The sequence below is a fragment of the Streptomonospora sp. PA3 genome (assembly GCF_009728995.1).
GTDB lineage: Bacteria > Actinomycetota > Actinomycetes > Streptosporangiales > Streptosporangiaceae > Streptomonospora.
On record NZ_VTZW01000010.1, the window covers coordinates 118,657 to 142,811 of the forward strand.

The following is a 24,155-nucleotide window of genomic DNA, read 5'->3' on the forward strand; positions in this document are numbered from 1 at the left end:
GGTCATTTTTCTGGTGGGCTCCACTGCCCCGTGTTAGCGTGGAGGGATGATTCTCCGATTCCCCTATGAACAGGAGAAACATGAAGCTCACCTTACTCGCCAAGGACGGAAAGTCCGGCGTCAAGGACTGTCCCTCCGTCTACGTGGCGGACACGGGTGAACTGGTCGTCCAGGGCCTGGAACTGACCGAATCCGAGATGCCCTCGCTGCAGAACCCCCTCAACGGTGAGACCGCCGTGCGCATCGACCCGACGATCGTGATCGAGGCGGTCGAGCAGTACCGGAGGAGCGCAGCGCCATGAACACCCTGCAGCGGGGAAAGCCCATCGGCTGGGACGAAGTCGAACACCTATTCGCCGAATTCCGATCCACCGTTTTTCGCCTGGAGACCCTCCAGCGGTATGAGGCTCCGACCGAGAAGGCCGCCTTTCAGAATTTCCTCGCCGGCGATATCCCCGGATCGCCGGATCTGGACGATTGGCACGCCGAACTCCGCGAGGGCATCCGCAGAGGGCGCTCCTACCGCCGGGTCCATGTCGTCACCGAGCCGCTGACCGACTACGTGCGGTTCGAGTGCGCCTGGGCCTATCGCAGCAACGCCGCGGCGGGCGAAGACATCCGCATCCTCGCCGTCGAGGAGGGCCGCTGGCCCGAGGGTGTCCCCCGCCTCGACTACTGGCTGTTCGACTCCCGGCTCATGCTGGTGATGAACTACAGCGACGGCGGCGTGCTCGAATCCACCGAACTGGTCGACGACCCCCAGACCGTCGCGGCGGCCGAGGCCTGGCGCGACCGGGCACTTCGCCTGTCGGTTCCCTACACCGAGTACGAAGCGCGGTTCGACGCCTTCATGCGCCCGCGCTGAAAGGCGGCGATGGCAGACCGCGGCACCAACCCCCCGGCCGACTGCGCTGACGGCGCCAACGCTTCCCGCGCAGGCGGCACGGACAACAGCATCCACGGCGACGTCGGAGCCGCCGTACAGGCCGGCGCGATCCACGGAGACGTGCACATCAGCGCCGGGAAACCCGAGGAACCCGCCGTCCTCCGGCAGCTCCCGCTGGCCGCCTCCGGGTTCGTCAACCGCAGCGCCGAACTCTCCCTCCTCGACTCCCTGCTCTCGTCCTGGGAGCGCGCGGCCGCCGACGGCGCGCCCGAGGCCGTGGTCATCTCCGCGATCGGGGGTGCGCCGGGCATCGGCAAGACGGCGCTGGCCCTGCACTGGGCGCATCGCGTCCGCTCCCGGTTTCCCGACGGCGACCTCTACGTCAACCTGCACGGCCACGGTCCCGGACCGCGACTGGATGCGGCGGCGGCGTTGGAATCGCTGCTGCGGGCGCTCGGTGTCGCGCCCGAGCGGATCCCGCTCGATCTCGACGGGCGGGCGGCGCTGTTCCGGTCGCGTCTGGACGGCAGGCGCATGCTGATCGTTCTCGACGACGCCGTCTCGGCTGCGCAGGTTCGGCCGCTGCTGCCTGCGTCGCCTTCCTGCCTAGTGCTGGTCACCAGCCGCAGCACGCTCGCCGGCCTGGTGGCCCGGGAGGGGGCGCGTCGGATGACGTTGGAGATGCTTTCGGTCGACGAGTCGCTGGCGCTGCTGCGCGAGCACCTGGGGGCCGAGCGGATCGGTGCCGAACCCGAGGCCGCGCGGGCGCTGGTGGACCACTGCGCGCGGCTGCCGCTGGCCCTGCGGGTCCTCGCCGAGCGGCTCAACGAGCTGCCCGACACCCCGCTGAGCACCGTGGCCGCAGAGCTGGCCGCCGAGGACGAGCGGCTCGACGCGCTCGGGATCACCGGCGACGAGCTGAGCGACGTCCGCGCGGTCTTCTCCGCCTCCTACGGTGCACTGCCGGACGAGGCCGCGCAGGTGTTCCGCATCCTGGGCGCCCACCCGGGCGGCGACTTCACCGCGGCCCTGTGCGCGGCCGCCGCGGGGCTCCCGCAGGCCCGGACCCGGCGCCTCCTGGAGCACCTGGCCGGGGCGAGCCTCATCCAGCGACTGGCCTCCGACCGGTACCGCATGCACGACCTGCTGCGGGTCTACGCCGTCGAGCGCTTCCGCGCCGAGGAGCCCGCCGGCCAGGAGGCGGCGGTGCTCGGCCGCATCGGCGCCTGGTACGCGACCTCCGCACGCAACGCGGTACGCGCGGTGCTGCCGAACTTCCGTTTCGTGGACCTCGGCGACTACGAACACGTCGAACCGCCGGAGTTCGCCTCCACCGCCGAAGCGCTCGCCTGGTTCACCGCCGAGCGGGAGAACATCGTGCAGACGGTCCGCGCCGCGCGGGATCTCCGGCTCGACGACCTCGCCTGGCGGCTTCCGGCGACCGTCTACCCCTTGTTCGAGTACGGCTGGTACTGGGCCGATTGGCGCGAGATCCACCTCGTGGGCCTGGAGGCCGCGCGGTCGCTGGGCGACCGGCACGGCGAGGCCCGCAACCTGGTCGGGTTGGGCGACGCCGAGTGGTCGCGGGGCGAGAACGACACCGCTCTGGGCCGCTTCGAGGCCGCACTCGCCGCCGCGCGCGAGGCGGGCGACGGCTGGAGCGAGGGGTTCGCGCTGCGCCAGCTCGGCGTACTCCGGCTGGATCACGACGGCGACCGGGCGCACGACCTGCTGTGGGAGGCGGTCGAGGTGTTCCGCGGCGCCGGCGAGCGGCGCGGCGAGGGCATGGCTCTGCTGAGCCTGGCCGAGTACGAGCGCGAGCACGGCGTCCTCGAAACCGCGGAGCGGCGCGCCCGCGCGGCCGTGGACCTGTTCGCCGGGATCGCCGATACCTGGACGACGGCCTGGGCCGGCCGCACGCTCGCCGGGATCCTCGCCGCCTCCGGGCGGCTGGAGGAGGCCGTCGCGGAGTACCGGTCGGCGATCGCGGTCTTCGAGGAGCAGCAGAACCTGGAGGGTGTGGCACTGGCCCGCATGGGCGCCGGGCGTGCGTACGCCTCCGCGGGCCGCACCGACGAGGCGCGCGCCCAGCTCGGCGCGGCACTGGACATCCTGCACTCCATGGAGGACCCGAGGGCCGAGGAGGTCGAGGCGGAGATCGGGGCGCTGGAGTGAGCCGGAGTGAGGCCGCCCCGACCGGCCTGCCCTGACCCGTGGACGACGCCGGTCCGGCCGCGAGCAGGCGGCCCCCGATTCAGCCGCCGCACCGAGCCGCCGACAACGGAGCCGGCTCCGGCTCCGTCAGGCGACGCGTGGAGCCCGCATGCCCGCAACGGCGGCCGGCCGACCCGCTCGACGGGCAGCGCCGCGCGACCGCCGACCCGGTTCCCGGCGCCGCGCGGCCTCCCCGTCGCTGTGCGCGGACCGCATCCCCGCTGGTCGCAGAGGTGCGTCCGGGTGCCGGCCCGCCGCGCGGCGGGCCGCGGCCGCGCCCCGTCCCGCTCGGCATCCCTTGACGGTCGCCAGGAGCCGGTGCAAGTATCACGAAACCTGATGTTTACGTAAACATAGCCCCCGGGGTTCCGCAGCCTCGCGATGTTTACGTAAACATCCCGGAGCGACCAGGAGCGAGGAACCTCCCATGCCGACGTTCCCCCCGCCCCCGACGGCGGGACGCCTCCCAGCCCGGACGCGCCGTCCGCGACGCGCGCGCCGCCCGCCCGCCCCGCACGGCGCAGGCGCCTGCGCCCCGGCCCTCGTCCGCGCCCGGCCCCGACCCGGCGGCCGAACCTGACCGCGCCGCGCGCGCCCCGGCCGCCGACGCTCCGCCCCGCACCTCCTTCCGCATGGCAATGTCACCACCCCCGAGAAGGACAGCCCATGACAGGAAAACCCCGCCCCAACCCCCATCGCCCCCGCCCGCACACCGCCCTGGCCGCGTCCCTGCTGTCCGGCTGCCTGCTGGCCGCCGGCGCGGCCGCACCCGCCCAGGCCGACACCGCGGACACCGCCGCAGGCGCCGTCACGATCACCCCCGACCCCTCCTACCAGGGCCAGGAGTTCCAGGGCTGGGGCACGAGCCTGGCCTGGTTCGCCAACGCGACCGGCGGCTACCCCGACGAGATCCGCACGGAACTCGCCCGCATGGTCTTCGGTGACCAGGGGCTCAACCTGAACATCGCCCGCTACAACGCCGGCGGCGGCAACGCCCCCGATGTCCCCGACTACCTGCGCGCCGGCGGCGCCGTCGAGGGCTGGTGGCAGGCCCCCGAGGGCACCACCCGCGAGGACACCGACTGGTGGAGCGCCGACGACCCCGCCGACTGGAACCCCGACGCCGATGCGACCCAGCGCTGGTGGGTCGACCGGATCAAGGACGACGTCACCCACTGGGAGGTGTTCAGCAACTCCCCGCCCTACTTCATGACCGAAAGCGGCTACGTCTCCGGCGGCTTCGACCCCGACCAGAACCAGCTCAAGCCCGAGTCCGTGGACGACTTCGCCGCCTACATGGTCGGGGTCTCCGAGCGGCTGGAGCAGGCGCACGGCATCGAGGTCGACACCGTCGAGCCGTTCAACGAGCCCAACACCGACTACTGGGGCACCACGCTGGGCCCCGACGGCAACCCCACCGGCGGCCGCCAGGAGGGCGCCCACATGGGGCCGCAGCTCCAGCAGGACGTCATCCGCGCGCTGGCCGCCGAGCTGTCCGACGCCGAGACCGAGGCGGTCATCGCCGCGATGGACGAGACCAACCCCGGCCGCTTCGCGCAGAACTGGCAGTCCTACCCCGAGGACGTGCGGGAGCTGGTCGCCCAGCTCAACGTGCACACCTACGGCACCGATGGCCGCACGACAGTGCGCGACCTGGCCAAGGCCGCCAAGAAGCCGCTGTGGATGAGCGAGACCGGCGGCGACTGGGGAGACGGCAAGCGCTGGGGAGGTGGCGGGCAGGACTTCGAGACCATGTCCACCGGCCTCGGCCTGGCCAACCTCATGGTCGACGACCTGCGCGAGCTGGAGCCCTCCGCCTGGGTCTTCTGGCAGCCGGTCGAGGACTACGACAACATGGCGCCCGGCGGGGAGTCCGACGTGGGCGGCAACTGGGGCAGCATCCAGATCCCCTTCAGCTGCACCGCCGAGGACACCCTGGAGACCTGCCCGATCCGCACCAACACCAAGTACCACACGGCGCGCAACTTCACCCACTACATCCGGCCCGGCGACCACTTCGTCGCCACCGACGACGGCTCCAGCGTCGCCGCGGTGTCTGGGGCGGGGGACGCGGCCACCGTCGTCCACGTCAACGACTCCGACCGGCCCCGCACCGTCACCGTCGACCTGTCGAAGTTCGGCCACATCGCCGGCGACGCGGCCATGACCCCGGTCGTCACCGACGCCGGCGGCGGGCTGGTGCGCCAGGACCCCGTCGAGATCGAGGACGGCAGCGCCGCGTACACCGTGCCGGCCGAGTCGGTGACCACCTTCGTGGTCGAAGGGGTGTCCGGTGTCGCCGAGGACGCCGCGCTCGTCCAGCCGGGCCACGACTACCGGCTGACCGGCGTGCAGAGCGGCAAGGCGCTCACCGCGACCGACGACGGCACCGCCGCCGTCATCCGCGGCACCGAGCCCGGCGACGAGGCGCAGCTCTGGGACATCGCGAAGGTGACCGAGGGCACCGACAACCGCCAGCGCTACGTGCTGACCAACGAGGCCACCGGCCGGCGCCTGGCCGTGCGCGGCGACTCCCTGGTCCTCAAGCCGGCCCACGGCCGGGCGGGCGCGGTCGCCCAGTGGACCATGTCCACGACCGGCGACGGCTCCTGGACCTTCGTCAACCGGGCCACGGGCGAGCTGATCGACGTCGCCGGCCAGGCGACCGAGGACGGCTCGGAGGTCTCGGTCTGGCAGCCCACCTCGGGCCCCAACCAGCGCTGGGAGATCACCGACACCGACGCGTGACGACCTGATCCCCTGCACCGCGCCGTGGCGCCGCACGGCGGTGCCCCGGCGCGGTGGGCGCTCTCCATGGGTCGGGGGCGCCCCGGCGCGGCCGGCTACCCCTCCGAGCCGGCCGCGCCGGGGCCGGGGTGTCACCCTCGGGGCGTGCGCAGGGACGGGGGGACCCAGCCCCAGCGCAGGGACCGCTCGGTGACGGTCAGGTGGTTGATCAGCTCGATGAGCCAGCGCCGCTGCTCGTGGACGTCGGCGGCGCCCATGCGCAGCCGGGCCTGGACACCCGGGGCGAGCGTGATGGTGAAGACCCGGCTCGGCGCGTCGAAGCAGATGTCGAGTCCGTCGGTGTGCGGGCTGTCGATGACCGTGGGTTCGTGGTGGTCGCCGTGCGGGGCGCCCTCGGGCTGTGGGGCGGTCATGGGCGCATCACCGCCTGGGGTACCGGGGGTATCGCGGGTGCCGGGGACGGGCATCGGGCGAGCGTGAAGGAGAGGCCGCACCCCTCGGGCCGGACGCCCCAGGTGTCGGCGAAGGCGTCGATCAGCAGGAGGCCGCGCCCGGACTCGTCGTCGCCGCCGGGTGTGCCGAGAGTGGGGACGGTGGCGGCGCCCTCGTCCTCGACGTCGACGGTGAGCGCGTCGCCGCCTATGTGCACCCGGACGGTGAACGTGCCGCCCGGCCGGCTTCCCGACGCCGTGTGGCGCACGGCGTTGGTGGCGGCCTCCGACAGCAGCAGCGCGGCGGTGGAGGCGGTCGACTCCGGTACCGGCGGGTCACTCGCCCGGGAGAGAAGGCACTCCAGCCAGTGGCGTGCGTCGGAGACGCCGGTGCGGCGTCCGGGGAACGTGCGGCTGCGGGTGCGCGTACGGGAGCGGACGCGCGTGCGGGAGGGATTGCGGGTGCGGGCGGCGGCGGTCATCGCACACCTCCCCAGAACAGCGTGAAGTCGGGGAGGCGGGAGAAGCCCGAGACGAACAGCTCGCCGCGCTCCTGGATGAGCAGGACATAGGGCCGGATCCGGGAGGAGAGAGCGTGCCGCGGCCGGTAGCGGCGGCGGGAGCGGGGCGGTTGTGGCGACGGTGGCGGTGGTTGAGCGGTTCGGGTCCGAATTGGGCCGATAGGGTTGCACATGGGTCTCCACCTGGTGTTTGCAGGTTGGGGGTCAAGGCCCTGGTCGGTGTGGCTGCACCGGCCGGGGCCGTTTTCCTGATGGGCTCCACAATGCCTTCCGGCGTATCGGACGGCCATAACCACTACAGCACTATGTAATTCCGCGGAACGTGTGGAATTCTGTGGCCGCTCTGGGCAACAATGTGGCATGGATTACGACGGGCAGGACCCGTGGGCGAGCTTCCGATCTGAGGTGAGGAAGCTGCGCTCTCAGTCTGGGTTTACGCAGGTCAGGCTCGGTAAGGCAACTCAGATGTCGAGTTCGCTGCTTTCCGCGATCGAGACGGGAACAAGAACCCCGAAACGGTCCCATGCGGAAATTCTGGACACAGCATTCTCCACAGGCGGACGACTTACACGCCTGTGGCTAGACATCAACGACTCGCTGGACGTTCCGGAGTGGTGGCGCAACATCAGCCTGCTCGAACGCGAAGCGATCGAGATCAGCGAATACCACATGACCTTGATCCCGGGTCTCCTGCAGACCCCTGAATACGCCCGTACATCAATGCGCCTCGGCCGCCGGTGGGATCCCCAGTCAGTCATCGATCGTGACGTCGAAGCCCGAGCAGCCCGATTCTCACAGCTTCGGGACGATGTATGCCTGTGGTTCGTGGTGGATGAGTATGCCCTCACCAGAGTGGTCGGCAGTGAACGGGTCATGTCCTCGCAGCTAGATCACATCCTGACAGCCATAGAGGACAACAGGGTCCGCTTCCAAGTCATCACACAGCCTGCCCCACACCACCCCGGCATGAGCGGTCCGGTTCGCATATTGGACTTCGAAGACCGGAATCCTGTGGCACTCGTCGAGCATCTGATGGGTGAGGAGGTCATCCAGAGAGCTGACCCGGTACGCAAGTGCAGAAGCCTGTTCGGCGCATTGCAGGCCGAGGCCCTATCACCCACGGACTCTGCGAAGATGATCAAGACGATCAGAGAGGATGTCGCTACATGAGAGAGATGCAGTGGCATAAGAGCAGCTACAGCGGTGGGAGCACCGGCAACTGCCTGGAGGCGAGCTGGCACAAGTCCAGCCACAGCAACGGGACAGGCGCCAACTGCGTCGAGGTGGCCACTCCCACCTCCTCCGTCCTCATCCGCGACACCCAGCACCGCCCCCTCGGCCACCTGGACTTCCCCGCCTCCGAGTGGGCGGCCTTCCTCACCGCCGCCAAGGCCGCCGAGCTGTAGCCCGACCCGCCTCCACTCCCCTACCCCGCGAGAAACCCGGTGAGGTGGTCGGCCACCTGGTCGGGCAGCTCCTCTTGGAGGGTGTGCCCGCAGGCCAAACCGTGGCCGTCCACCGATCCGGTCGACACCTCGCGCCAGGTCTCCAGCACGTCGTAGGTCCGGCCCACCGTGCCGTTCGCGCCCCACAGCGCCAGCAAGGGCTGTGTCAGCAGCCGGCCCGCCTCCCCGTCCTCGCGGTCGTGGTCGAGATCGATGCCCGCGGCGGCGCGGTAGTCCTCGCAGACCGCGTGCACCATGCGCGGGTCGCGGTAGCAGCGCAGGTACTCCTGCACCAGGTCCTCCGCTGGCACGCCTTCCGTACGGCTCTGCCCGCTCAGGTGCATGCGCAGGTAGGTCTCGGTGGCCCCGGCGATCATCTCCTCGGGCAGCGGCTCGGGCTGGATCAGGAAGAACCACCAGAAGTACCGGGTGGCGAAGTCGCGGTCGGCGCGCGCGTACATGGTCGCGGTGGGTGCGATGTCGAGCACCGCCAGCCGCTCGACCGCGTCGGGGTGGTCCAGCGCCATCCGGTGCGCGACCCGCCCGCCCCGGTCGTGCCCGACCACGGCGAAGTGCCGGTGGCCGAGCTCCCACATCACCGCCACCTGGTCCGCGGCCATCGCCCGCTTGCTGTAGGGGGCGTGGTCGCCGCCGCTGTCGGGCTTGGCGGAGTCGCCGTAGCCCCGTAGGTCGGTCGCGACGACGGTGAACCGCTCCGCCAGCACGGGCGCCACGGCCCGCCAGGTGGCGTGCGTCTGCGGGTGCCCGTGCAGCAGCAGGACCGGCGGCCCGCTGCCGCCGATGGCCGCGCGGATCCCGATGCCGTCCCCGGCAGCGATCTCGGCCGCGTGGAAGCCGGGTATCAGGGTCGTGGGGGCCACGTCTCCTCCAAATCGACGGCGGGACCACTCCATGCTCGGCACCCAGAGGGCTGACGCGCCGAAACCCTACTCCTCGCCTGTCCGGCACCCCGCCCCGGCCGAACGCCGCCGCGCTCATCCGGCTCCGCCTGTCACAGTCGCGCCCGAAGAACCGCGGTGGCCGTCCGGCGCAGCCACCCACCGTCCGTTGACGAGGGAGACGGCCAACGCGCGACACGAGAAGAAGGTGGCCGGGTCCGGCCGGGTGGGAATGATCGGGATGGCGCGGCGGGTAAACCCCGGCGCCTCGGGGGGCGTCTTCCTGGGAAGACGTCGGCCGAGCTGGCCCAACGCTCCTGCGCACGGCACCGGGCGCCGCCCATCCGGGCGCCCGGAACCCCCGGACCGGCGGCGTGCCCGGGCTTCACAGCCTTCTCAGACTTTCCCGAATCGGTTGTTAATCCGGTTAACAGTCGCTAGCTTTGACCCTCCAAGGCTCGACTACCGCCGGTATCCAGGCCCGCCCCCACCCTCCGACCGCGCCCGCAGTTCGGCCCGGCCGGTCCGTGGCCGCGGCGCTCACTGCACCCCGCGCGGTCGGCAGCCGCAGAGAGCGTCAGCAGGAAGCCCTCCATGCCCCAAACAGCCCAGCCGACCCAGCCCCTGCCCGAGCCCGACTCCCTCGTCGCCGTGCGCGGGCAGAAATGGGTCGTCAGCAGCGTCGAACCCGGCCCCGACGCCGACGCCGACGCCAACCCGGACGCCCGGCGCACCGTCGTCACCCTGCAGAGCGTCGAGGACGGCCGCTACGGCGACACCCTCGACGTCATCTGGGAGATCGAGCCCGGCCGCCAGATCCTCCCCAGCGGATCGCTGCCCGACGTCTCCCCCGACCACTACGACCCGCCCGAGCGCCTGGCCGCGTTCCTGGACTCGGTGCGCTGGTCGGCCGTCACCTCCGCCGACGTGCGCACCCTCCAGGCGCCCTTCCGCTCCGGGGTGGCGATCGAGGACTACCAACTGGAGCCGGTCGCCCGCGCCGTCGCCGCGCCCCGCGTGAACCTGCTGCTGGCCGACGACGTCGGCCTGGGCAAGACCATCGAAGCCGGGCTGGTCGCCCAAGAGCTGCTGCTGCGCCACCGCAGCCAGCGCATCATGATCGTCTGCCCCGCCGGACTCACGGCGAAGTGGAAGGACGAGATGTTCGAGAAGTTCGGTCTGGACTTCACGATCATCGACTCCGACCGCTGCGCCCAGGTGCGCAAGGACCTCGGCAGCGCCGCCAACCCCTTCAAGGTCTACCCGCTGACCATCGTCAGCCTGCCCTGGCTGCGCGGCGCCAAGGCCCAGCGCCTGCTCGACGAGGTACTGCCCGCCGGCCACGACTCCGCCGGACCCGCCCACGAGCGCGCGTTCGACCTGCTCATCCTGGACGAGGCGCACCACGTCGCCCCCGCCGCGCCCAAGCAGGTCTACGCGGTGGACTCCCAGCAGACCAAGCTCATCCGCCGCCTGGCCCCGCACTTCACCCACCGGCTGTTCCTGTCGGCCACCCCGCACAACGGCTACCAGGCGTCGTTCACCGCACTGCTGGAGATCCTGGACGACCAGCGCTTCGCCCGCGGCGTGCCCGCGGACCGCGCCGCGATCAAGGAGACGGTGGTGCGCCGCCTCAAGCGCGACATCACCGACGCCGACGGCAACCCGCGCTTCGCCGAGCGCGACGCCCGCGCGATCCCGGTCGCCTACCCCGACGACGAGCGCGAGATCCACGGCCTGCTGACCCGCTTCGCCCGGCTGCGCCGCGACAAGCTCACCACCAAGGGCGGGCGCAAGGCCATCGACCTGGTCACGCTGCTGCTGAAGAAGCGGCTGTTCTCCAGCCCCGCGGCGTTCGCGCACACCGTGCAGGTCTACCTGGAGACGCTGCGCTCGCGCACCCGCGGGCAGGCCGGCCTCGTCGACGACGAGCCGCCCGAGTGGCTGGACGACTTCTTCGACGACGTCGCCGCCTACGACGACGAGGAGCTGGCCCAGGCCGAGGACGACGCGCTGGACCGCACCCGCCCCCTCCAGCCCGACGCCGACGAGGACGAGGAGTCGCTGCTGGGCCGGATGCTGGACTGGGCGCTGGCCCACGAGGCCCAGCCCGACGCCAAGGCGCGGGAGCTGATCACCTACCTCACCGCCGTGTGCAAGCCCGGCGACCACTGGACCGACGAGCGCGTGGTGGTCTTCACCGAGTACCGCGACACCCTGGACTGGCTGCGCGACCTGCTGCGCCAACAGGGCCTGGGCGGCGACCGGGTGGAGGTGCTGCACGGCGGCATAGCCACCGACGAGCGCGAGCGGCTGCGGCTGGCGTTCCAGAAGGACCCCGCCGAGCACCCGGTGCGCATCCTGCTGGCCACCGACGCCGCCAGCGAGGGCATCGACCTCCAGCGGCACTGCCACCGGCTGGTGAACTACGACATCCCGTTCAACCCGAACAAGCTGGAGCAGCGGATCGGCCGCATCGACCGCTACGGCCAGACGCAGCGGCCCGAGGTGCGCCACTTCGTGGGCACCGGCTGGGAGGGCGCCGTCGACTCCTACGAGGCCGACCTGGAGTTCCTGTCCCGCGTGGCCACCAAGGTCGCGCGGATGGAGGAGGACCTGGGCTCGGTCAACGCCGTGCTGTCGGAGGCGGTGCAGCGGCGCATGCTGGGCCAGCGCGCGGACGTGGACGTGGCCGCCGCGGGCAAGGGCAGGGACAACCTGCCCGCCGAGTCGAACGTCAGCGAGCAGGTGCGCCGGGTGCGCGCCGAGCTGGAGCGGACGGTGGACGAGCTGGGGCTGCGCCCGCAGCGGGTCAAGCGGGTGGTCGACACGGCCCTGGAACTGGCCCGCCAGCAGCCGCTGCGCCCCCACGTGGACGAGAAGCACCTGGCGGAGGGGCTGTACGAGGTCCCGGCGCTGACCGGCTCGTGGGTGCGCGCCACCGCCGGGCTGACGGAGAAGCTGGCGGGGGCGAGGCCCGAGGCCGGATCCGGGGCGGACTCCGGGCCGGACTCCGCGGCGGCTTCCGGGACCGGCGACGGGAAGCGGAACGGCACCGGCGACGGCGGTGCCCGCGGCGCCAAGCGCGCGCAGCCGCGCCAGCTTCCGGTGACCTTCGACCAGGAGGTCGCGCGCGGCCGCGACGACGTCGTGCTGGCCCACCTCAACCACCCGCTGGTCGCGATGTCCACCCGGCTGCTGCGCGCCGCCGTCTCCAACGACCGGGTCGGCCTGGACCGGGTCACCGCCGTGGTCAGCGACGACCCGGCGCTGGAGGACGTGCTCGTGGGCGCCTACTCCCGGTTCGTGCTGGTCGGCGCGGACGGCGTGCGGCTGCACGAGGAGGTGCTGGAGGCCGGCGGCTGGGCGCCCGCCGAGGGCCGCTTCCGGCGGCTGGAGAACCTGGGCACGCTGCGCGGCATCCTCGACCGGGCGCTGACCGAGGGCCGCCCGCTGCCCGAGCCGGTGTGGCGCCGCATCGCCAAGCGCTGGCCGCGGGTGGACGACGGGCTGCTCAACGCCATCGAATGGCGCAAGCAGACGCGGCAGGAGTCGCTGCACAAGCGCCTGGAGCAGCGCGAGCAGGCCGAGCGCGACCGCGTGAACAGCGTCATCGACCACTTCGCCGCCACGCTGCGCGAAGCGCTGGCCGAGGGCTCCGACGACGCCGAGGACGCCCTGTTCAGCGCCGCCGACGTGCGCGAGACCAACCAGACGCGCGAGGAGCGCGAGCAGTACCGCAAGGACCGGGCCAACTGGGAGCGCAGGCTGGCCGAGCTGGACACCGAGCGCCGGCGCGAGCTGGACGCGGTCGCCGCCCGCTACAGCCGCCAGGAGCCGCACTCCTTCCCCGTCGCCGTCGTCTTCGTCGTTCCCCAGCGGGAGGCCACCCGATGATCCGCAACGCCCGTTCCCGCCGCAGCGGCGGCGACAGTGCCGACCAGCACCGCAACTGGCTCGACCTGATCGAGGTCAGCGGGCCGTTCCTGGCCCTGCCGGTGCTGCGCGCCACCTGGCCCGTCCGGCTGGACCCGGTGGACAAGGAGCAGCGCGCCGAGCTGCGCAAGCGCCACGTCCGCTGGATGGCCGACACCGCCGGCATGCAGCGCGAATGGGTCGGCTATGTGCTGGGCGAGCTGCTGGGGTGGGGCGGCGACCTGCACATGGACGATGGAGAGAGCGGCAGCGATCCCGCCGGCGCCGCAGAGCCGCGGTCCGCTTCGGAGGCGGCTCCGGAGGGCGAGCGCGGCGTGCGCTCGGCGGCAAGCCGGCCCACGGCGCTTCGCGCACGCAGCCCCATTGCCGCAACCTCTGCGGTGCTCGACTCCGGGGGTTCTCGGGGGGTTCCTACTTCGGGTCACTCGCTGGACGCGCTCGCGCTGGAGGTGCCCGAGCACGACGCGCGGGTGGTGCCGTCGTTCGTGCTCACCGACCCCGGCGAGGCGGTCAAGCCCGACACCGTGCGGGTGCTGGGCCTGCTGTGCGCGCCGGGGCAGCGCCCCACGGCGCGCATCGCCGGCGAGTCCTGGGCCGCGACCCCGGCCGACCGGCTCGCGCAACTGTGCCGCCACCACGGCGTCGAGCTGGGCCTGGCCACCGACGGCCGCTGGTGGACGCTGGTGTGGGCGCCGCGCGGCAGTGTCACCACGACGGCGGTCTTCGACGCGGCGGTGTGGCCGGAGCGGGCCGAGCGCGACGTGCTCGACGCTTTCTATTCGCTGCTGTGCCGCACCCGCTTCTTCGGCGTGCCCGAGGAGGAGCGGCTGCCCAAGCTGCTGGCCAAGAGCCAGGACTCCCAGGAGGACATCACCGAGGCCCTGGGCGTGCAGGTGCGCCAGGCCGTGGAACTGCTGGTCGCCGCCTTCGGCCGCGCCGACACCGAGCTGCGCTCGCGCGGCGAGCCCGACCTGTCCGAGGTGGACGCCCACGAGGTCTACCGGGGCGCGGTGTCGGTGATGATGCGGGTGGTGTTCCTGCTCTTCGCCGAGGAGCGCGGGCTGCTGCCCTCCGACAACGAGCTGTACGCCAAGGCGTACTCGGCCGGTCGGCTGTGCGCGGAGCTGGAGCGGCGCGCGCTGGAGGGCAGCGAGGACGAGCTGGAGAGCACCTACACGGCCTGGCACCGGCTGCTGGCGCTGTTCCAGGCGGTCTATGCGGGAGTGGAGCACCCGCGGCTGCGCATGCACGCCCACGACGGGTCGCTGTTCGATCCGGGGGCGTTCCCGTGGATGCCGCTGATCATCGACGACCGGACCGTGCTGCACATGCTCAGCTCGGTGCAGTACGTGGAGGTCGGCGCCGGCAAGAACAAGGAGCGGCGGAGGCTGTCGTTCCGGGCGCTGGACGTCGAGCAGATCGGCTACGTGTATGAGGGCCTGCTGTCCTACGACGGGTTCCGGGCCGGTGAACTGGTCGTGGGGCTGACCGGCAAGGAGGGCCGCGAAGCCGAGGTGCCGCTGCGGCGGCTGGAGGAGTTGGCGGCCCAAAGCGCCGATGTTCCGGCGCTGGCTGCGGCGCTGGCCGACGAGTTCAAGGACTCGGGCATCGGGTCGCAGCGGGCGCTGGAGAAGAAGCTGAAGCCGCTGTCCGGCCAGGAGCAGGAGGAGGCGCGCAAGCGGCTGCTCGCGGTCACGCGCGGGGACTACCCGCTGGCCGAGCGGCTGCTGCCGTTCCAGGGCGTGCTGCGCACGGACCTGCGGGGCCTGCCGGTGGTGGTGCTGGCCGGCGAGCTGTACGTGACCGAGTCGGCGCTGCGGAAGAACACGGGGACGCACTACACGCCCCGGTTCCTGGCCGAGAAGGTCGTGGAGGGCGCGCTGGAACCGCTGGTTTATGAGCCGGGACCGCTGCAGACGGCGGATAAGGACCAGTGGCGGCTGAAGTCGAGCGCGGAGATCCTGGACCTGAAGGTCGCGGACATCGCGATGGGGTCGGCGGCGTTCCTGGTGGCGGCGGCGCGGTACCTGGGCGCGAAGCTGATCGAGGCGTGGACGGCCGAGGACGACCCGCGCGTGCGCGAGCACGCGGGTACGGACGCGGGCGTAGGCGGTGCCGCGCGCGAGGGCGCGAGCGCCGGTGCGGGCGCGAGCGCGGACGAGGACCCGCTGGTGATCGATGCGCGGCGGCAGGTGATCGAGCACTGCCTGTACGGGGTGGACATCAACCCCATGGCGGTGGAGATGGCGAAGCTGTCGCTGTGGTTGGTGTCGATGGATCCGCAGCGGCCGTTCACATTTTTGGACGACCGGTTGGCTGCCGGGGACTCGCTGCTGGGGATTACCTCGCTGGAGCAGCTTGAGTACATGCACATGGACCCGAAGAAGGGTCGGGAGCTGCATGACGCCGAGGGGACGCTGATCGACTTCACGGCGGGAATCCGGGAGTTGGTGAGCGAGGTCGCAGAGAAACGCCGCGAACTGGCTGAGATCGACGGTACGTCGCTGGATGGTCTGCGGCGAAAGCGCGAGGCGCTGGAAGAGGCGGAGAAGAAGACGTCGCAGGCGCAGCTTTTGGCGACCCTGACCGTAGGTGCTGCCTTGGCGAATGCCGGACATGGTGACCGGGCGTTGGCGCGGGGATCGCTGGAGGCAGCGGAACTGGGACAGCGTGCGGCGGAGGGGGATGCCGCGGAGGCGATCACCAGGATGTTCAAGTGGCTGGACACTGACCGTCCGGAGGGAAGCTTCCGACGGATGCCGCTTCACTGGCCGCTGGTGTTCCCGGAGGTTTTCGAGAAGGGTGGGTTCGATGCGGTGATCGGGAACCCGCCGTTCTTGGGCGGCAAGAAGATCACGGGTTCTCTAGGCACCGCCTACCGCGAGTATCTAGTCAATGGCGCAGGCAATGGTGTTCGTGGGCATGCTGACTTAATCGCATATTTTGTGCTTTGCGTACACGCCGTCCTCAACGAAAAAGGTGAGAGTGGGCTACTTGCAACTAGCACGCTTACCCAAGGGGACACACGCGAAGTTGGCTTGGACCAGATAACAGCGAGCGGTATCACTATTCGGCAGGCAACGCGGAGTAAGCCGTGGCCTTCGAAAAACGCCCTGTTGGAGTACTGCGCAGTGTGGACGAGCTGCGCCGATCCCGAAATAGCGTCCGAAAAGATTCTCGACGGAATTCCCGTAGGCGGGATCACCCCGTCATTGGAGGCCGCCTCTCGGGTCACCGGGAACCCACACCAACTTGCAACCAACCGGGGTCTATCATTCATCGGATCCTATGTTTCAGGCAAGGGATTCACACTAACACCCGAAAAGGCAGCGGAAATGCTCAAGCATGACCCACGAAACAAGGAGGTTCTATCTCCTTACCTTAACGGGCAAGATCTAAATAGCCGACCCGATTGCACGGGAAGTCGGTGGATAATAAATTTCCACAATTGGACGGAAGATACAGCCAAGAGCTACACTTCCCCTTACCGACAGATCAATGAATACGTTAAACCCGAGCGCCAAAGAAAAGACGTAAACGGCGAGTATGCCCTCAGAAAGCCACTTCCACAGCGCTACTGGCAATATGCAGACAAAAGGCCGGCCTTGTATAACAGCATTACGGCGCTGCAGCGGGCGGTAGCACTCACACTCGTGAGTAACACCGTAATGCCGGTGATGGTTCCAACGGGACAGGTTTTCTCTCACATGCTGGGAGTATTCGCCACCGAAGATACTGCAATGCTCGCGTTGCTTTCCAGTTCACCGCACTTTTGGTGGACTAAGTCTCGCGCGTCAACGCTAGGGGTCGGAGCGGGGATTCGATACACCCCGTCCGACGTCTTCGAGACCTTCCCCCTCCCGCCCCTCACCGAAGAACTGCGCACCCTCGGCGACCGCCTCGACACCTTCCGCCGGGACCTCATGCTCTCCCGGAACTCCGGGCTGACCAAGACCTACAACATGGTCTTCGACCCCACCGTCACGGACTCCGATATCCAAGAACTCCGCGATATCCACCGCGCCATCGACGAGGCCACGATCCGCGCCTACGGCTGGGAGGACCGGATCGAATCCGTCGGCGGACTGGACCACGGCTTCCACCAGGTCGGCGGCCGGCAGACCCGCTACACAATCGGCCCCGCCGCCCAGCGGGAAATCCTCGACAGCCTGCTCGAACTCAACCACGAGCGCTATGAGGAAGAAGTCGCCCAGGGCCTGCACGACAAGAAGAACAAGAAGTCCAAGAACAAGGCCGGCGACGAAGGGACGCTGTTCTGATGACCTCCGACGGCGGCGACGCTCTCTTCGCCAACCCCAACGGCGAACAGCAGTCCCTCGACACCACCCCCGACCCCACCGCCAAAACCCCCGAGGACGACGCCCAAGCCGAAGCCCAGGCCAAAACCGCGGAGATCACCTCCCGCCTCGAAGCCCCCCAGCACTTCAGCGGCAAGAACTCCTACCACGTCCGCGACGAGTTCCAGCAGATCGTCGAACTGGACCTCCTCGGCCCCTGGGGCGGTGAGCGCGAGGAGTTCAACCCCAACGCCCGGGGCCCCCGCGAGCGCTACCTCGTCGGGATGCTCGGCCCCAAGCACCAGCCCAAGACCTCTGTCGCCGGTGCCGGCGAGGCGCCCGACCCGGAGGCCCAGGCCGAGGGCGACCCCGGCGGCGAGGGCGCGAGTGAGCTGCCCGAGGTCGTCACCACGCAGAACCTCGGCCGCATCTGGGCATCCTCCATGGGCATGGCCTTCAGCGTCGGCACCGACACCGACGCCGTCGTGGTCGCCGCCTCCTGGGGCGAGTACGGGCGCCGCGAGGCCGGCGGCGACGAGGACGACCGCAAGCGCCTCACCTGGGGCCGCGAACCCCGCGAGTTCACCCGCGAGGTCCGGCTCGACGGCACCGGCCCCGAGGCCCGCGACCAGCGCATCGGGCTCACCACCCCCACCCCCGACGACACGTCCTCCCCCGGCGTCTACCTGGACGTGGCCGTGCGCCCGCGCGGCGGGCGGCGGACCGTGGAGCTGACGCTGGTCAACAACCAGCTCGAACCGGCCTCCAACTCCGACACCGCCTGGCTGTTCCAGGCCAAGCTGGCGGTGACCGCGCTCGACGGCGACTCCCCCGTCTTCCTGCCGGTCGACGACCCGCTGGACCCCGACTCCGCGGCCTCGACCGACTCCGGCGCCCCCGAGGGCGCCGTGAGCTCCGAGGAGCTGCACCTGCGCCTGCTCTACCGCGACCGGCTCTCCTACGCCCAGGGCCGCAACGTCGCCGTGCGCGAGGACGCCGACCCCGAGCTGCGCCGCGCCCGCAGGCTGGAGACCACCTGGCTGCCCTCCTACGAGGTCCCGGCCACGGTCGCGCCGATGGGCGAGGGCACGCCGCTGGCCGGAACCGAGCTGAGCATGGACGCCCTGGCCGTCGCCGAGCCCGAGGAGCTGCGGGCCGGCCTGGCGCCGCTGGCCGAGGGCTATACCGCCTGGCTGGACGAGCGCGACGCCGAGAAGGACGCGCTGCCCGCGCACCTGCGCGAGACCGCCGAGAGCGCGGTGTTCACCGCGCGCCGGGCCGCCGCGCGCATCCGCGCCGGGATCGACCTGCTGTGCGACGCCTCCGCCCCCGGCCACGCCGACGCGCTGCGGGCGTTCCGCTTCGCCAACCGGGTGATGGCCGACCAGCGCCGCCACACCGAGATCGCGCGGCGCCGCGAGGACCCGTCGGTGGCCTACGCCGAGGCCGAGCGGGAGGTGCGCGCCAAGGGCGCCGCCGTCGCCTCGTGGCGGCCGTTCCAGCTCGCGTTCGTACTGCTGAACCTGCCGTCGCTGAACGACCCCGACCACCCCGAGCGCGCCGCCTCGCCCGAGGCGACCGTGGACCTGCTGTTCTTCCCCACCGGCGGCGGCAAGACCGAGGCCTACCTGGGGCTGACCGCGTTCACCTTCGCCGCCCGCCGCCTGTGGGGCGTCGTGGGCGCGGGCGCGGATGCGCGCAGCGGCGAGTCCGGGGTGGCGGTGCTGATGCGCTACACCCTGCGGCTTTTGACCGCCCAGCAGTTCCAGCGCGCCGCCGCGCTGGTGTGCGCGGCCGAGGTCGCCCGCCGCGAGGACCCCGGCACGTGGGGCGAGGAGCCCTTCCGCATCGGCCTATGGGTGGGCGGCCGGGTCTCGCCCAACTGGTACGACGACGCCGAGTCCGAGATCGCCCAGGCCCGCGAGCAGGGCGGGCGGCAGCGCTCCACCGTCTTGCAGACGCTGGCCTGCCCCTGGTGCGGCGCGGCGCTGGCCGCCCACCGCGACCTGGAGCCCAACCCCGACACCCGGCGGGTGCTGCTGTTCTGCCCCAACGGCGAGGGCACCGACGCCTGCCCGTTCTCCCGCACCCGCACGAGCGAGGGCCTGCCGATCCTCACCGTGGACGAGGAGATCTACCGCTACACCCCCGGCCTGGTCATCGCCACCGTGGACAAGCTGGCGCAGCTCCCCTGGCAGGGGTACGCGGGCATGCTGTTCGGGCGGGTGAGCCGGCGCTGCCCGCGGCACGGCTACCGCCACGACGACCTGGACGCGCGCACCGGCTGCCGCGGCCGGCACAACGCCAAGGGCGCGCTGCCCGCCGTGACCGGGCGCCCGGTGGTGCGGCTGCGCCCGCCCGACCTGATCATCCAGGACGAGCTGCACCTGATCTCGGGTGCGCTGGGCACCACGGTGGGGCTGTTCGAGTCGGCGGTGGACCAGTTGTGCACGTGGACCACACCGAGCGGCGGCCGGGCCGCGCCCAAGATCGTGGCCTCCACCGCCACCACCAAGAACGCCCGCGACCAGGTGCGCGGGGTGTTCGGGCGCGGGCTGGAGATCTTCCCGCCGCAGGTCACCGACGTCTCCGACACGTTCTTCTCCCGGCAGGTGCCGGTGAGTGAGCAGACGCCGGGGCGGCGCTACCTGGGGGTGTGCGCCCACGGGGTGCGGCTGAAGTCGGCGGAGATCCGGCTGGCGGAGATCCTGCTGATCGCCGGGCAGACCATGTTCGACGCCCACGGCGCGGCCGCCGACCCGTACATGACGCTGGTGGGCTACTTCAACGCCACCCGCGAGCTGGCGGGCATGCGCCGCTACGTCGACGACGACGTGGTCACGCGGGTGCGCAGGCACGGGCACAGCAAGGGGCTGTCGGACCGGCTGCACGGGCGCGCCTCGATGCTGGAGGTCCAGGAGCTGACCTCGCGCATCTCCTCGGGCGAGATCAGCCGGGTGCTACGGCGGCTGGAGGTGGGCTTCGACCCGGAGCTGGACACCAGCGCGCGCACCAAGGCCATCCGCGCCAGCGTCTCCGACACGCTGAACCGGCGGCCGCGCGGCTCGTCGCGGCCCTCGCAGCCGAGGTTCCACCCGGTGGCCGAGGAGTGGTCGCAGCGCCGCCGCGAGGAGCAGGTGCCCGTCGACGTCGTGCTGGCCACCTCCATGCTGCAGGTGGGCGTGGACGTGTCCCGGTTCGGGCTGATGATGGTCACCGGCCAGCCCAAGAGCACCGCCGAGTACATCCAGGCGTCCTCGCGGGTGGGCCGCGACGCGGCGCGGCCGGGCCTGGTGGTGACGCTGTACAACTGGACCCGCCCGCGCGACCTGGCGCACTTCGAGGACTTCCGCAGCTACCACGCGTCCTTCTACCGGCGGGTGGAGGCGCTGTCGGTGACGCCCTACACCCGGCGGGCGCTGGACCGGGGCACGGCGGCGGCGTTCGTCGCCGCCGTGCGCAACGCGGTCGAGGAGTACTCGCGCAACGGCGACGCCCACGACGTGGACCTGGACGGCCCGGTCGTGGAGCGGGTCGCCGAGCGGATGCTGGCGCGGGCGGAGTACGTGGCCGGCGAGCGCGGGCGCGACTACCTGGGCGAGCGCATCAACACGCTCAAGGACGCCTGGGACCGCGCGCGCCAGGGGTCGACGCGGCTGGGCTACCGGCGGGAGAACTCCGCCAAGCAGCGGCTCGTGGAGCTGCTGCACCGGCCCGGCGAGGGGCGCTGGGACGAGACCACCGTCGGCATGTCCATGCGCGAGACCGAGAACGAGGTGAACCTGCTGGTGGACGGCGACGGCGGGTTCTTCCAGCCGGTGGCCGGCGCGCCGGAGTGGTCGTTCGCGCTGCCCGGCGGCGCGGACGGGGCCGGATCCGGCGACGAGGAGACCGACGGCGACGAGATGGGCGACTCCGCCTTCTCGCAGCCGGGCGGCGGGAAGGGGCGGCGATGACCGCGCGGAGCGAGGACGGCGGGCAGTACCGCCGCCGGGTGGGCGCGGTGCGCCCCAGCCATCTGATGTTCACCGGCGGCGTGGGCGCGCTGGTGGACCTGCCGAACTTCTCGGTGCTGGTGCGCGGGCTGGACGAGTGGAACTACTCCCAGACGCAGCAGAGGGAGATCACCGAGCCGCGGCTGCTGGCGGCCGTGGCCCGGCAGCACCGGCGCGTCACCTCGCTGTGGCCGGCGCCGTGGCTGGAGGGCGTCGACACCGACCCCAACGGGCAGGCGTCGCGGGTGGGGGTGCCCACCGCGCCGTTTCCGGCGTGGTTCCGCTGCACCGCGTGCAACGAGCTGGCGGGGCTGGACTCGCGGCTGTTCGCGTTCAAGAACGACCGGCCGCGGGCGCCGCACGAGGCCCGGTTCGTGCACGAGGGGTGCAAGGTCAAGCGGGGCGCGGACCGGCCGCTGGCGGTGGCCGCGCGGTTCCTGCTGGCCTGCACGTCCGGACACCTGGACGACTTCCCGTATGCGCACTTCGTGCACCGCGGGGCGCCGTGCCCCAAGGCCAGCCACCCCAAGCTGAGGATGGACGACCGGGGCGGCAACATCGGCGCCAACGTCGCCATCCAGTGCGTCAACTGCGGCGACCAGCGCAACATGCGCGACGCGCTGGGTGCGCGCGGCCAGGAGAACCTGCCCCGCTGCCGGGGGCGGCACCCGCACCTGGGCACCTTCGAGCCCGACGGGTGCGCGGCCCGGCCCGCGGTGCTGGTGGTGGGCGCGTCCAACCAGTGGTTCGCCCAGACCCTGTCGGTGCTGGCGGTGCCGCAGACCGGTGCGGGAGAACTGGAGAGCACGGTCGAGGAGCACTGGGAACTGCTCCAGAAGATCGAGGGACCGCTGCTGGCGTTCGCGCGCGACACACTCCCGCAGATGCGCGCCTTCACCCGCTGGGGCGACGACGAACTGCTGGCGATGATCGAGAAGGTGCGGGCGCGCAAGGCCGGCGGCGACGGCGCCCCGGACGACGACACCGACCTGCGCAAACCCGAGTGGGAGGTGTTCTCGGCGCCCGAGGCGCCCGAGCCCACCGCCGACTTCGCGCTGCGGCGCGACCCCGGCGGGGTGCCCGAGCCGCTGCGCGGCGTCTTCACCGACGTGGTGCAGGCCGAGCGGCTGCGGGAGGTGCGGGCGCTGACGGCGTTCACTCGCCTGGACGCGCCCGACCCCGACGACCCCGACCTGGTCGCGCGCGCCCCGCTGTCGCGCTCGGAGACCACCTGGGTTCCGGCCAGCGAGGTGCGCGGCGAAGGGGTGTTCCTGCGGGTGGGCGAGGACCTGCTGCGCGACTGGGAGAGGCGGGTGGCGGACTCGGCCGCGCTGGAGCTGCACCAGGAGGCCTACCGGCAGTTCCGCAAGAACCGCTACTCCGACCGGCTGCCGGGCGGGTTCGACCCGATGCGGCACTGGCCGGGCGCCCGCTACATCGCGCTGCATACGCTGTCCCACCTGATCATCCGGGCGATCGCCGCCGAGTGCGGCTACAGCGCGGCGAGCCTGTCGGAGCGCATCTACGCCGGCACGGAGGAGGACCCGCGCGGCGGCATCCTCGTCTACACGGCGGTGCCCGACGCGGAGGGCACGCTGGGCGGGCTGGTGTCGCAGGCCGAACCCGAGCGGCTGGTGCGGCTGGTCCGGCGGGCGCTGCGGGATGCGATGCGCTGCTCGTCGGACCCGCTGTGCGCGGAGCGGCTGCCCCAGCCCCACGCCGACTTCCTGCACGGCGCGGCCTGCCACGTGTGCCTGTTCGTCTCCGAGACGACCTGCGAACGCGGCAACCGGTTCCTGGACCGGCGCTTCGTGGTGCCGATCGACGACACCGGCCTCGCGCTCTACCGCGAGCTGCCGTAGGGGGCGCTGCGATGGCGGTGGATGAGTGGGGCGCCGGCGGGCCCGACGTGGGTGGCGAGGCCGGCTCACCGGAGGCGGGCGCGGTCTTCGAGCGGGCGGCCGAGCAGGCCGCGCCCGCGCTGGGCGGCGCCGCGCTGCGCGAGCTGGCGGCGCGCATCGGTGCGGGCTGGCCCGACCAGGCGATCCTGGCCGCCGTGCGCGACGAGGAGGCGGTGGCCGACGTGCTGAACGCCCGCAGGCGGGCGGGGGTCGGCGGCGGTCGGGCCGCCGCGTACCTGCGCGGGCTGGCGGCGGGGTATGCGCGCGGCACCGGCGAGGTGCGCGTGGAGACGGTGTGGAGCGGGCCCGCGAGTCACGCCGTCCCGGTGCGCGCCACCGCGCAGGCGCTGCTGGAGGTCGTCGCCGAGGCCGAGCACGAGCTGGTGTTGATGACCTACTCGGCCCGCCCGCACGCGCGCATCCGCGCGGCGCTGGCGGAGGCGGCCGAGCGCGGGGTGCGGGTGGATGTGGTCGTGGAGACCCTGCAGGGCGCGGGCGGTGCCATCAGCGGCGCCGAACCCGCGGCGGCGTTCGCCGGGCTGGCGGGGGTTGAGCTGTGGCACTGGCCACTCGCCCGGCGCGAGCAGGGGCAGGCCAAGGCCCACGCGAAGCTGGCGGCGGCCGACCGCCGGGTGCTGCTGGTCTCCAGCGCGAACCTGACGCAGTCGGGGGTCTCCGACAACATCGAGGCGGGCCTGCTGGTGCGCGGCGGCGAGGCGCCCCGCCGCATCGCCGAACACGTCGCCGAACTGCGCACCCGGGGCGTCCTGGCCCCGCTGTACGGGGGTGGGAGCCGATGACCGCCGCCACCCCGCACCCGGCGATCTTGTACCTGTGGTCACTGTGCGCGATCACATATGACCACGGGTACAAGATCGGCG

The 24,155-nt window shown here is 71.8% G+C and carries 14 protein-coding genes; 11 read left to right on the top strand and 3 right to left on the bottom strand.

Features of this window, described 5'->3' with window-relative positions:
• The first annotated feature begins 80 nt into the window (after positions 1 to 80).
• The 4 genes from FZ103_RS12805 to FZ103_RS12820 all read left to right on the top strand — a co-directional run bounded on the left by FZ103_RS12805 (position 81) and on the right by FZ103_RS12820 (position 5,848).
• Positions 81 to 302 (top strand): hypothetical protein, encoded by a 222-nt coding sequence (locus FZ103_RS12805; protein ID WP_156001352.1) that lies wholly within the window; start codon positions 81 to 83, stop codon positions 300 to 302.
• Positions 299 to 865: a DUF6879 family protein gene (locus FZ103_RS12810; protein WP_156001355.1), complete on the top strand. Its 567-nt coding sequence runs from the start codon at positions 299 to 301 to the stop codon at positions 863 to 865. The genes FZ103_RS12805 and FZ103_RS12810 overlap by 4 nt, the downstream gene beginning before the upstream one ends.
• Before the next feature lie 9 nt (positions 866 to 874).
• Positions 875 to 3,061 carry an NB-ARC domain-containing protein gene (locus FZ103_RS12815; RefSeq protein ID WP_156001358.1) on the top strand — a complete coding sequence of 729 codons (2,187 nt, stop codon included), beginning with the start codon at positions 875 to 877 and terminating at the stop codon, positions 3,059 to 3,061.
• A 705-nt stretch (positions 3,062 to 3,766) separates the two neighbouring features.
• Positions 3,767 to 5,848, top strand: coding sequence for an RICIN domain-containing protein (locus tag FZ103_RS12820; protein ID WP_156001361.1), 2,082 nt, complete (start codon positions 3,767 to 3,769; stop codon positions 5,846 to 5,848).
• A 131-nt stretch (positions 5,849 to 5,979) separates the two neighbouring features.
• On the opposite strand, the gene FZ103_RS12825 is transcribed toward FZ103_RS12820, so the two are convergent.
• Together FZ103_RS12825 and FZ103_RS12830 are read right to left on the bottom strand one after the other, a co-directional pair.
• The gene (locus FZ103_RS12825) at positions 5,980 to 6,261 is read right to left on the bottom strand and encodes a hypothetical protein (RefSeq protein ID WP_156001364.1); all 282 of its coding nucleotides are present in this window, start codon (positions 6,259 to 6,261) and stop codon (positions 5,980 to 5,982) included.
• The gene (locus FZ103_RS12830; RefSeq protein WP_156001367.1) at positions 6,258 to 6,761 is read right to left on the bottom strand and encodes an ATP-binding protein; all 504 of its coding nucleotides are present in this window, start codon (positions 6,759 to 6,761) and stop codon (positions 6,258 to 6,260) included. The genes FZ103_RS12825 and FZ103_RS12830 overlap by 4 nt, the downstream gene beginning before the upstream one ends.
• A 399-nt stretch (positions 6,762 to 7,160) precedes the next feature.
• Here FZ103_RS12830 and FZ103_RS12835 point away from each other — a divergent pair, with 399 nt between their 5' ends.
• Both FZ103_RS12835 and FZ103_RS12840 read left to right on the top strand, forming a co-directional pair.
• Positions 7,161 to 7,970: a Scr1 family TA system antitoxin-like transcriptional regulator gene (locus tag FZ103_RS12835; RefSeq protein ID WP_156001370.1), complete on the top strand. Its 810-nt coding sequence runs from the start codon at positions 7,161 to 7,163 to the stop codon at positions 7,968 to 7,970.
• Positions 7,967 to 8,206 (top strand): DUF397 domain-containing protein, encoded by a 240-nt coding sequence (locus tag FZ103_RS12840; RefSeq protein WP_156001372.1) that lies wholly within the window; start codon positions 7,967 to 7,969, stop codon positions 8,204 to 8,206. Before FZ103_RS12835 ends, FZ103_RS12840 begins: the two co-directional genes overlap by 4 nt.
• A 20-nt stretch (positions 8,207 to 8,226) precedes the next feature.
• Here FZ103_RS12840 and FZ103_RS12845 read toward each other — a convergent pair whose 3' ends face one another.
• A complete protein-coding gene (locus FZ103_RS12845; protein WP_343233503.1) occupies positions 8,227 to 9,126 on the bottom strand; it encodes an alpha/beta hydrolase in 900 nt (299 codons plus the stop codon).
• 612 nt (positions 9,127 to 9,738) lie between these two features.
• On the opposite strand from FZ103_RS12845, the gene drmD reads away from it, so the two are divergent.
• Genes drmD through drmC form a run of 5 tightly spaced genes read left to right on the top strand, consistent with a single transcriptional unit; the run spans position 9,739 to position 24,074 of the window.
• Positions 9,739 to 13,041, top strand: a complete 3,303-nt coding sequence (gene drmD, locus FZ103_RS12850) for a DISARM system SNF2-like helicase DrmD (protein WP_156001376.1) — start codon at positions 9,739 to 9,741, stop codon at positions 13,039 to 13,041.
• On the top strand, positions 13,038 to 17,360 hold the full coding sequence (locus FZ103_RS12855; RefSeq protein ID WP_156001378.1) for an Eco57I restriction-modification methylase domain-containing protein: 4,323 nt from the start codon (positions 13,038 to 13,040) through the stop codon (positions 17,358 to 17,360). Before drmD ends, FZ103_RS12855 begins: the two co-directional genes overlap by 4 nt.
• Positions 17,360 to 21,334: a DISARM system helicase DrmA gene (gene drmA, locus FZ103_RS12860; protein WP_156001380.1), complete on the top strand. Its 3,975-nt coding sequence runs from the start codon at positions 17,360 to 17,362 to the stop codon at positions 21,332 to 21,334. Before FZ103_RS12855 ends, drmA begins: the two co-directional genes overlap by 1 nt.
• Entirely contained in the window at positions 21,331 to 23,235 is a 1,905-nt protein-coding gene (drmB, locus tag FZ103_RS12865; protein ID WP_156001382.1) for a DUF1998 domain-containing protein, read from the top strand. Before drmA ends, drmB begins: the two co-directional genes overlap by 4 nt.
• An 11-nt stretch (positions 23,236 to 23,246) precedes the next feature.
• Entirely contained in the window at positions 23,247 to 24,074 is an 828-nt protein-coding gene (gene drmC / locus FZ103_RS12870) for a DISARM system phospholipase D-like protein DrmC (RefSeq protein ID WP_156001384.1), read from the top strand.
• Positions 24,075 to 24,155 lie beyond the last annotated feature (81 nt).

Excerpts from the sequence above, each read along its gene's own strand:
- FZ103_RS12805 (WP_156001352.1), top strand. The coding sequence starts at position 81 with ATGAAGCTCACCTTACTCGCCAAGGACGGAAAGTCCGGCGTCAAGGAC.
- FZ103_RS12810 (WP_156001355.1), top strand. The coding sequence starts at position 299 with ATGAACACCCTGCAGCGGGGAAAGCCCATCGGCTGGGACGAAGTCGAA.
- FZ103_RS12815 (WP_156001358.1), top strand. The coding sequence starts at position 875 with ATGGCAGACCGCGGCACCAACCCCCCGGCCGACTGCGCTGACGGCGCC.
- FZ103_RS12820 (WP_156001361.1), top strand. The coding sequence starts at position 3,767 with ATGACAGGAAAACCCCGCCCCAACCCCCATCGCCCCCGCCCGCACACC.
- FZ103_RS12825 (WP_156001364.1), bottom strand. The coding sequence starts at position 6,261 with ATGACCGCCCCACAGCCCGAGGGCGCCCCGCACGGCGACCACCACGAA.
- FZ103_RS12830 (WP_156001367.1), bottom strand. The coding sequence starts at position 6,761 with ATGACCGCCGCCGCCCGCACCCGCAATCCCTCCCGCACGCGCGTCCGC.
- FZ103_RS12835 (WP_156001370.1), top strand. The coding sequence starts at position 7,161 with ATGGATTACGACGGGCAGGACCCGTGGGCGAGCTTCCGATCTGAGGTG.
- FZ103_RS12840 (WP_156001372.1), top strand. The coding sequence starts at position 7,967 with ATGAGAGAGATGCAGTGGCATAAGAGCAGCTACAGCGGTGGGAGCACC.
- drmD (WP_156001376.1), top strand. The coding sequence starts at position 9,739 with ATGCCCCAAACAGCCCAGCCGACCCAGCCCCTGCCCGAGCCCGACTCC.
- FZ103_RS12855 (WP_156001378.1), top strand. The coding sequence starts at position 13,038 with ATGATCCGCAACGCCCGTTCCCGCCGCAGCGGCGGCGACAGTGCCGAC.
- drmA (WP_156001380.1), top strand. The coding sequence starts at position 17,360 with ATGACCTCCGACGGCGGCGACGCTCTCTTCGCCAACCCCAACGGCGAA.
- drmB (WP_156001382.1), top strand. The coding sequence starts at position 21,331 with ATGACCGCGCGGAGCGAGGACGGCGGGCAGTACCGCCGCCGGGTGGGC.
- drmC (WP_156001384.1), top strand. The coding sequence starts at position 23,247 with ATGGCGGTGGATGAGTGGGGCGCCGGCGGGCCCGACGTGGGTGGCGAG.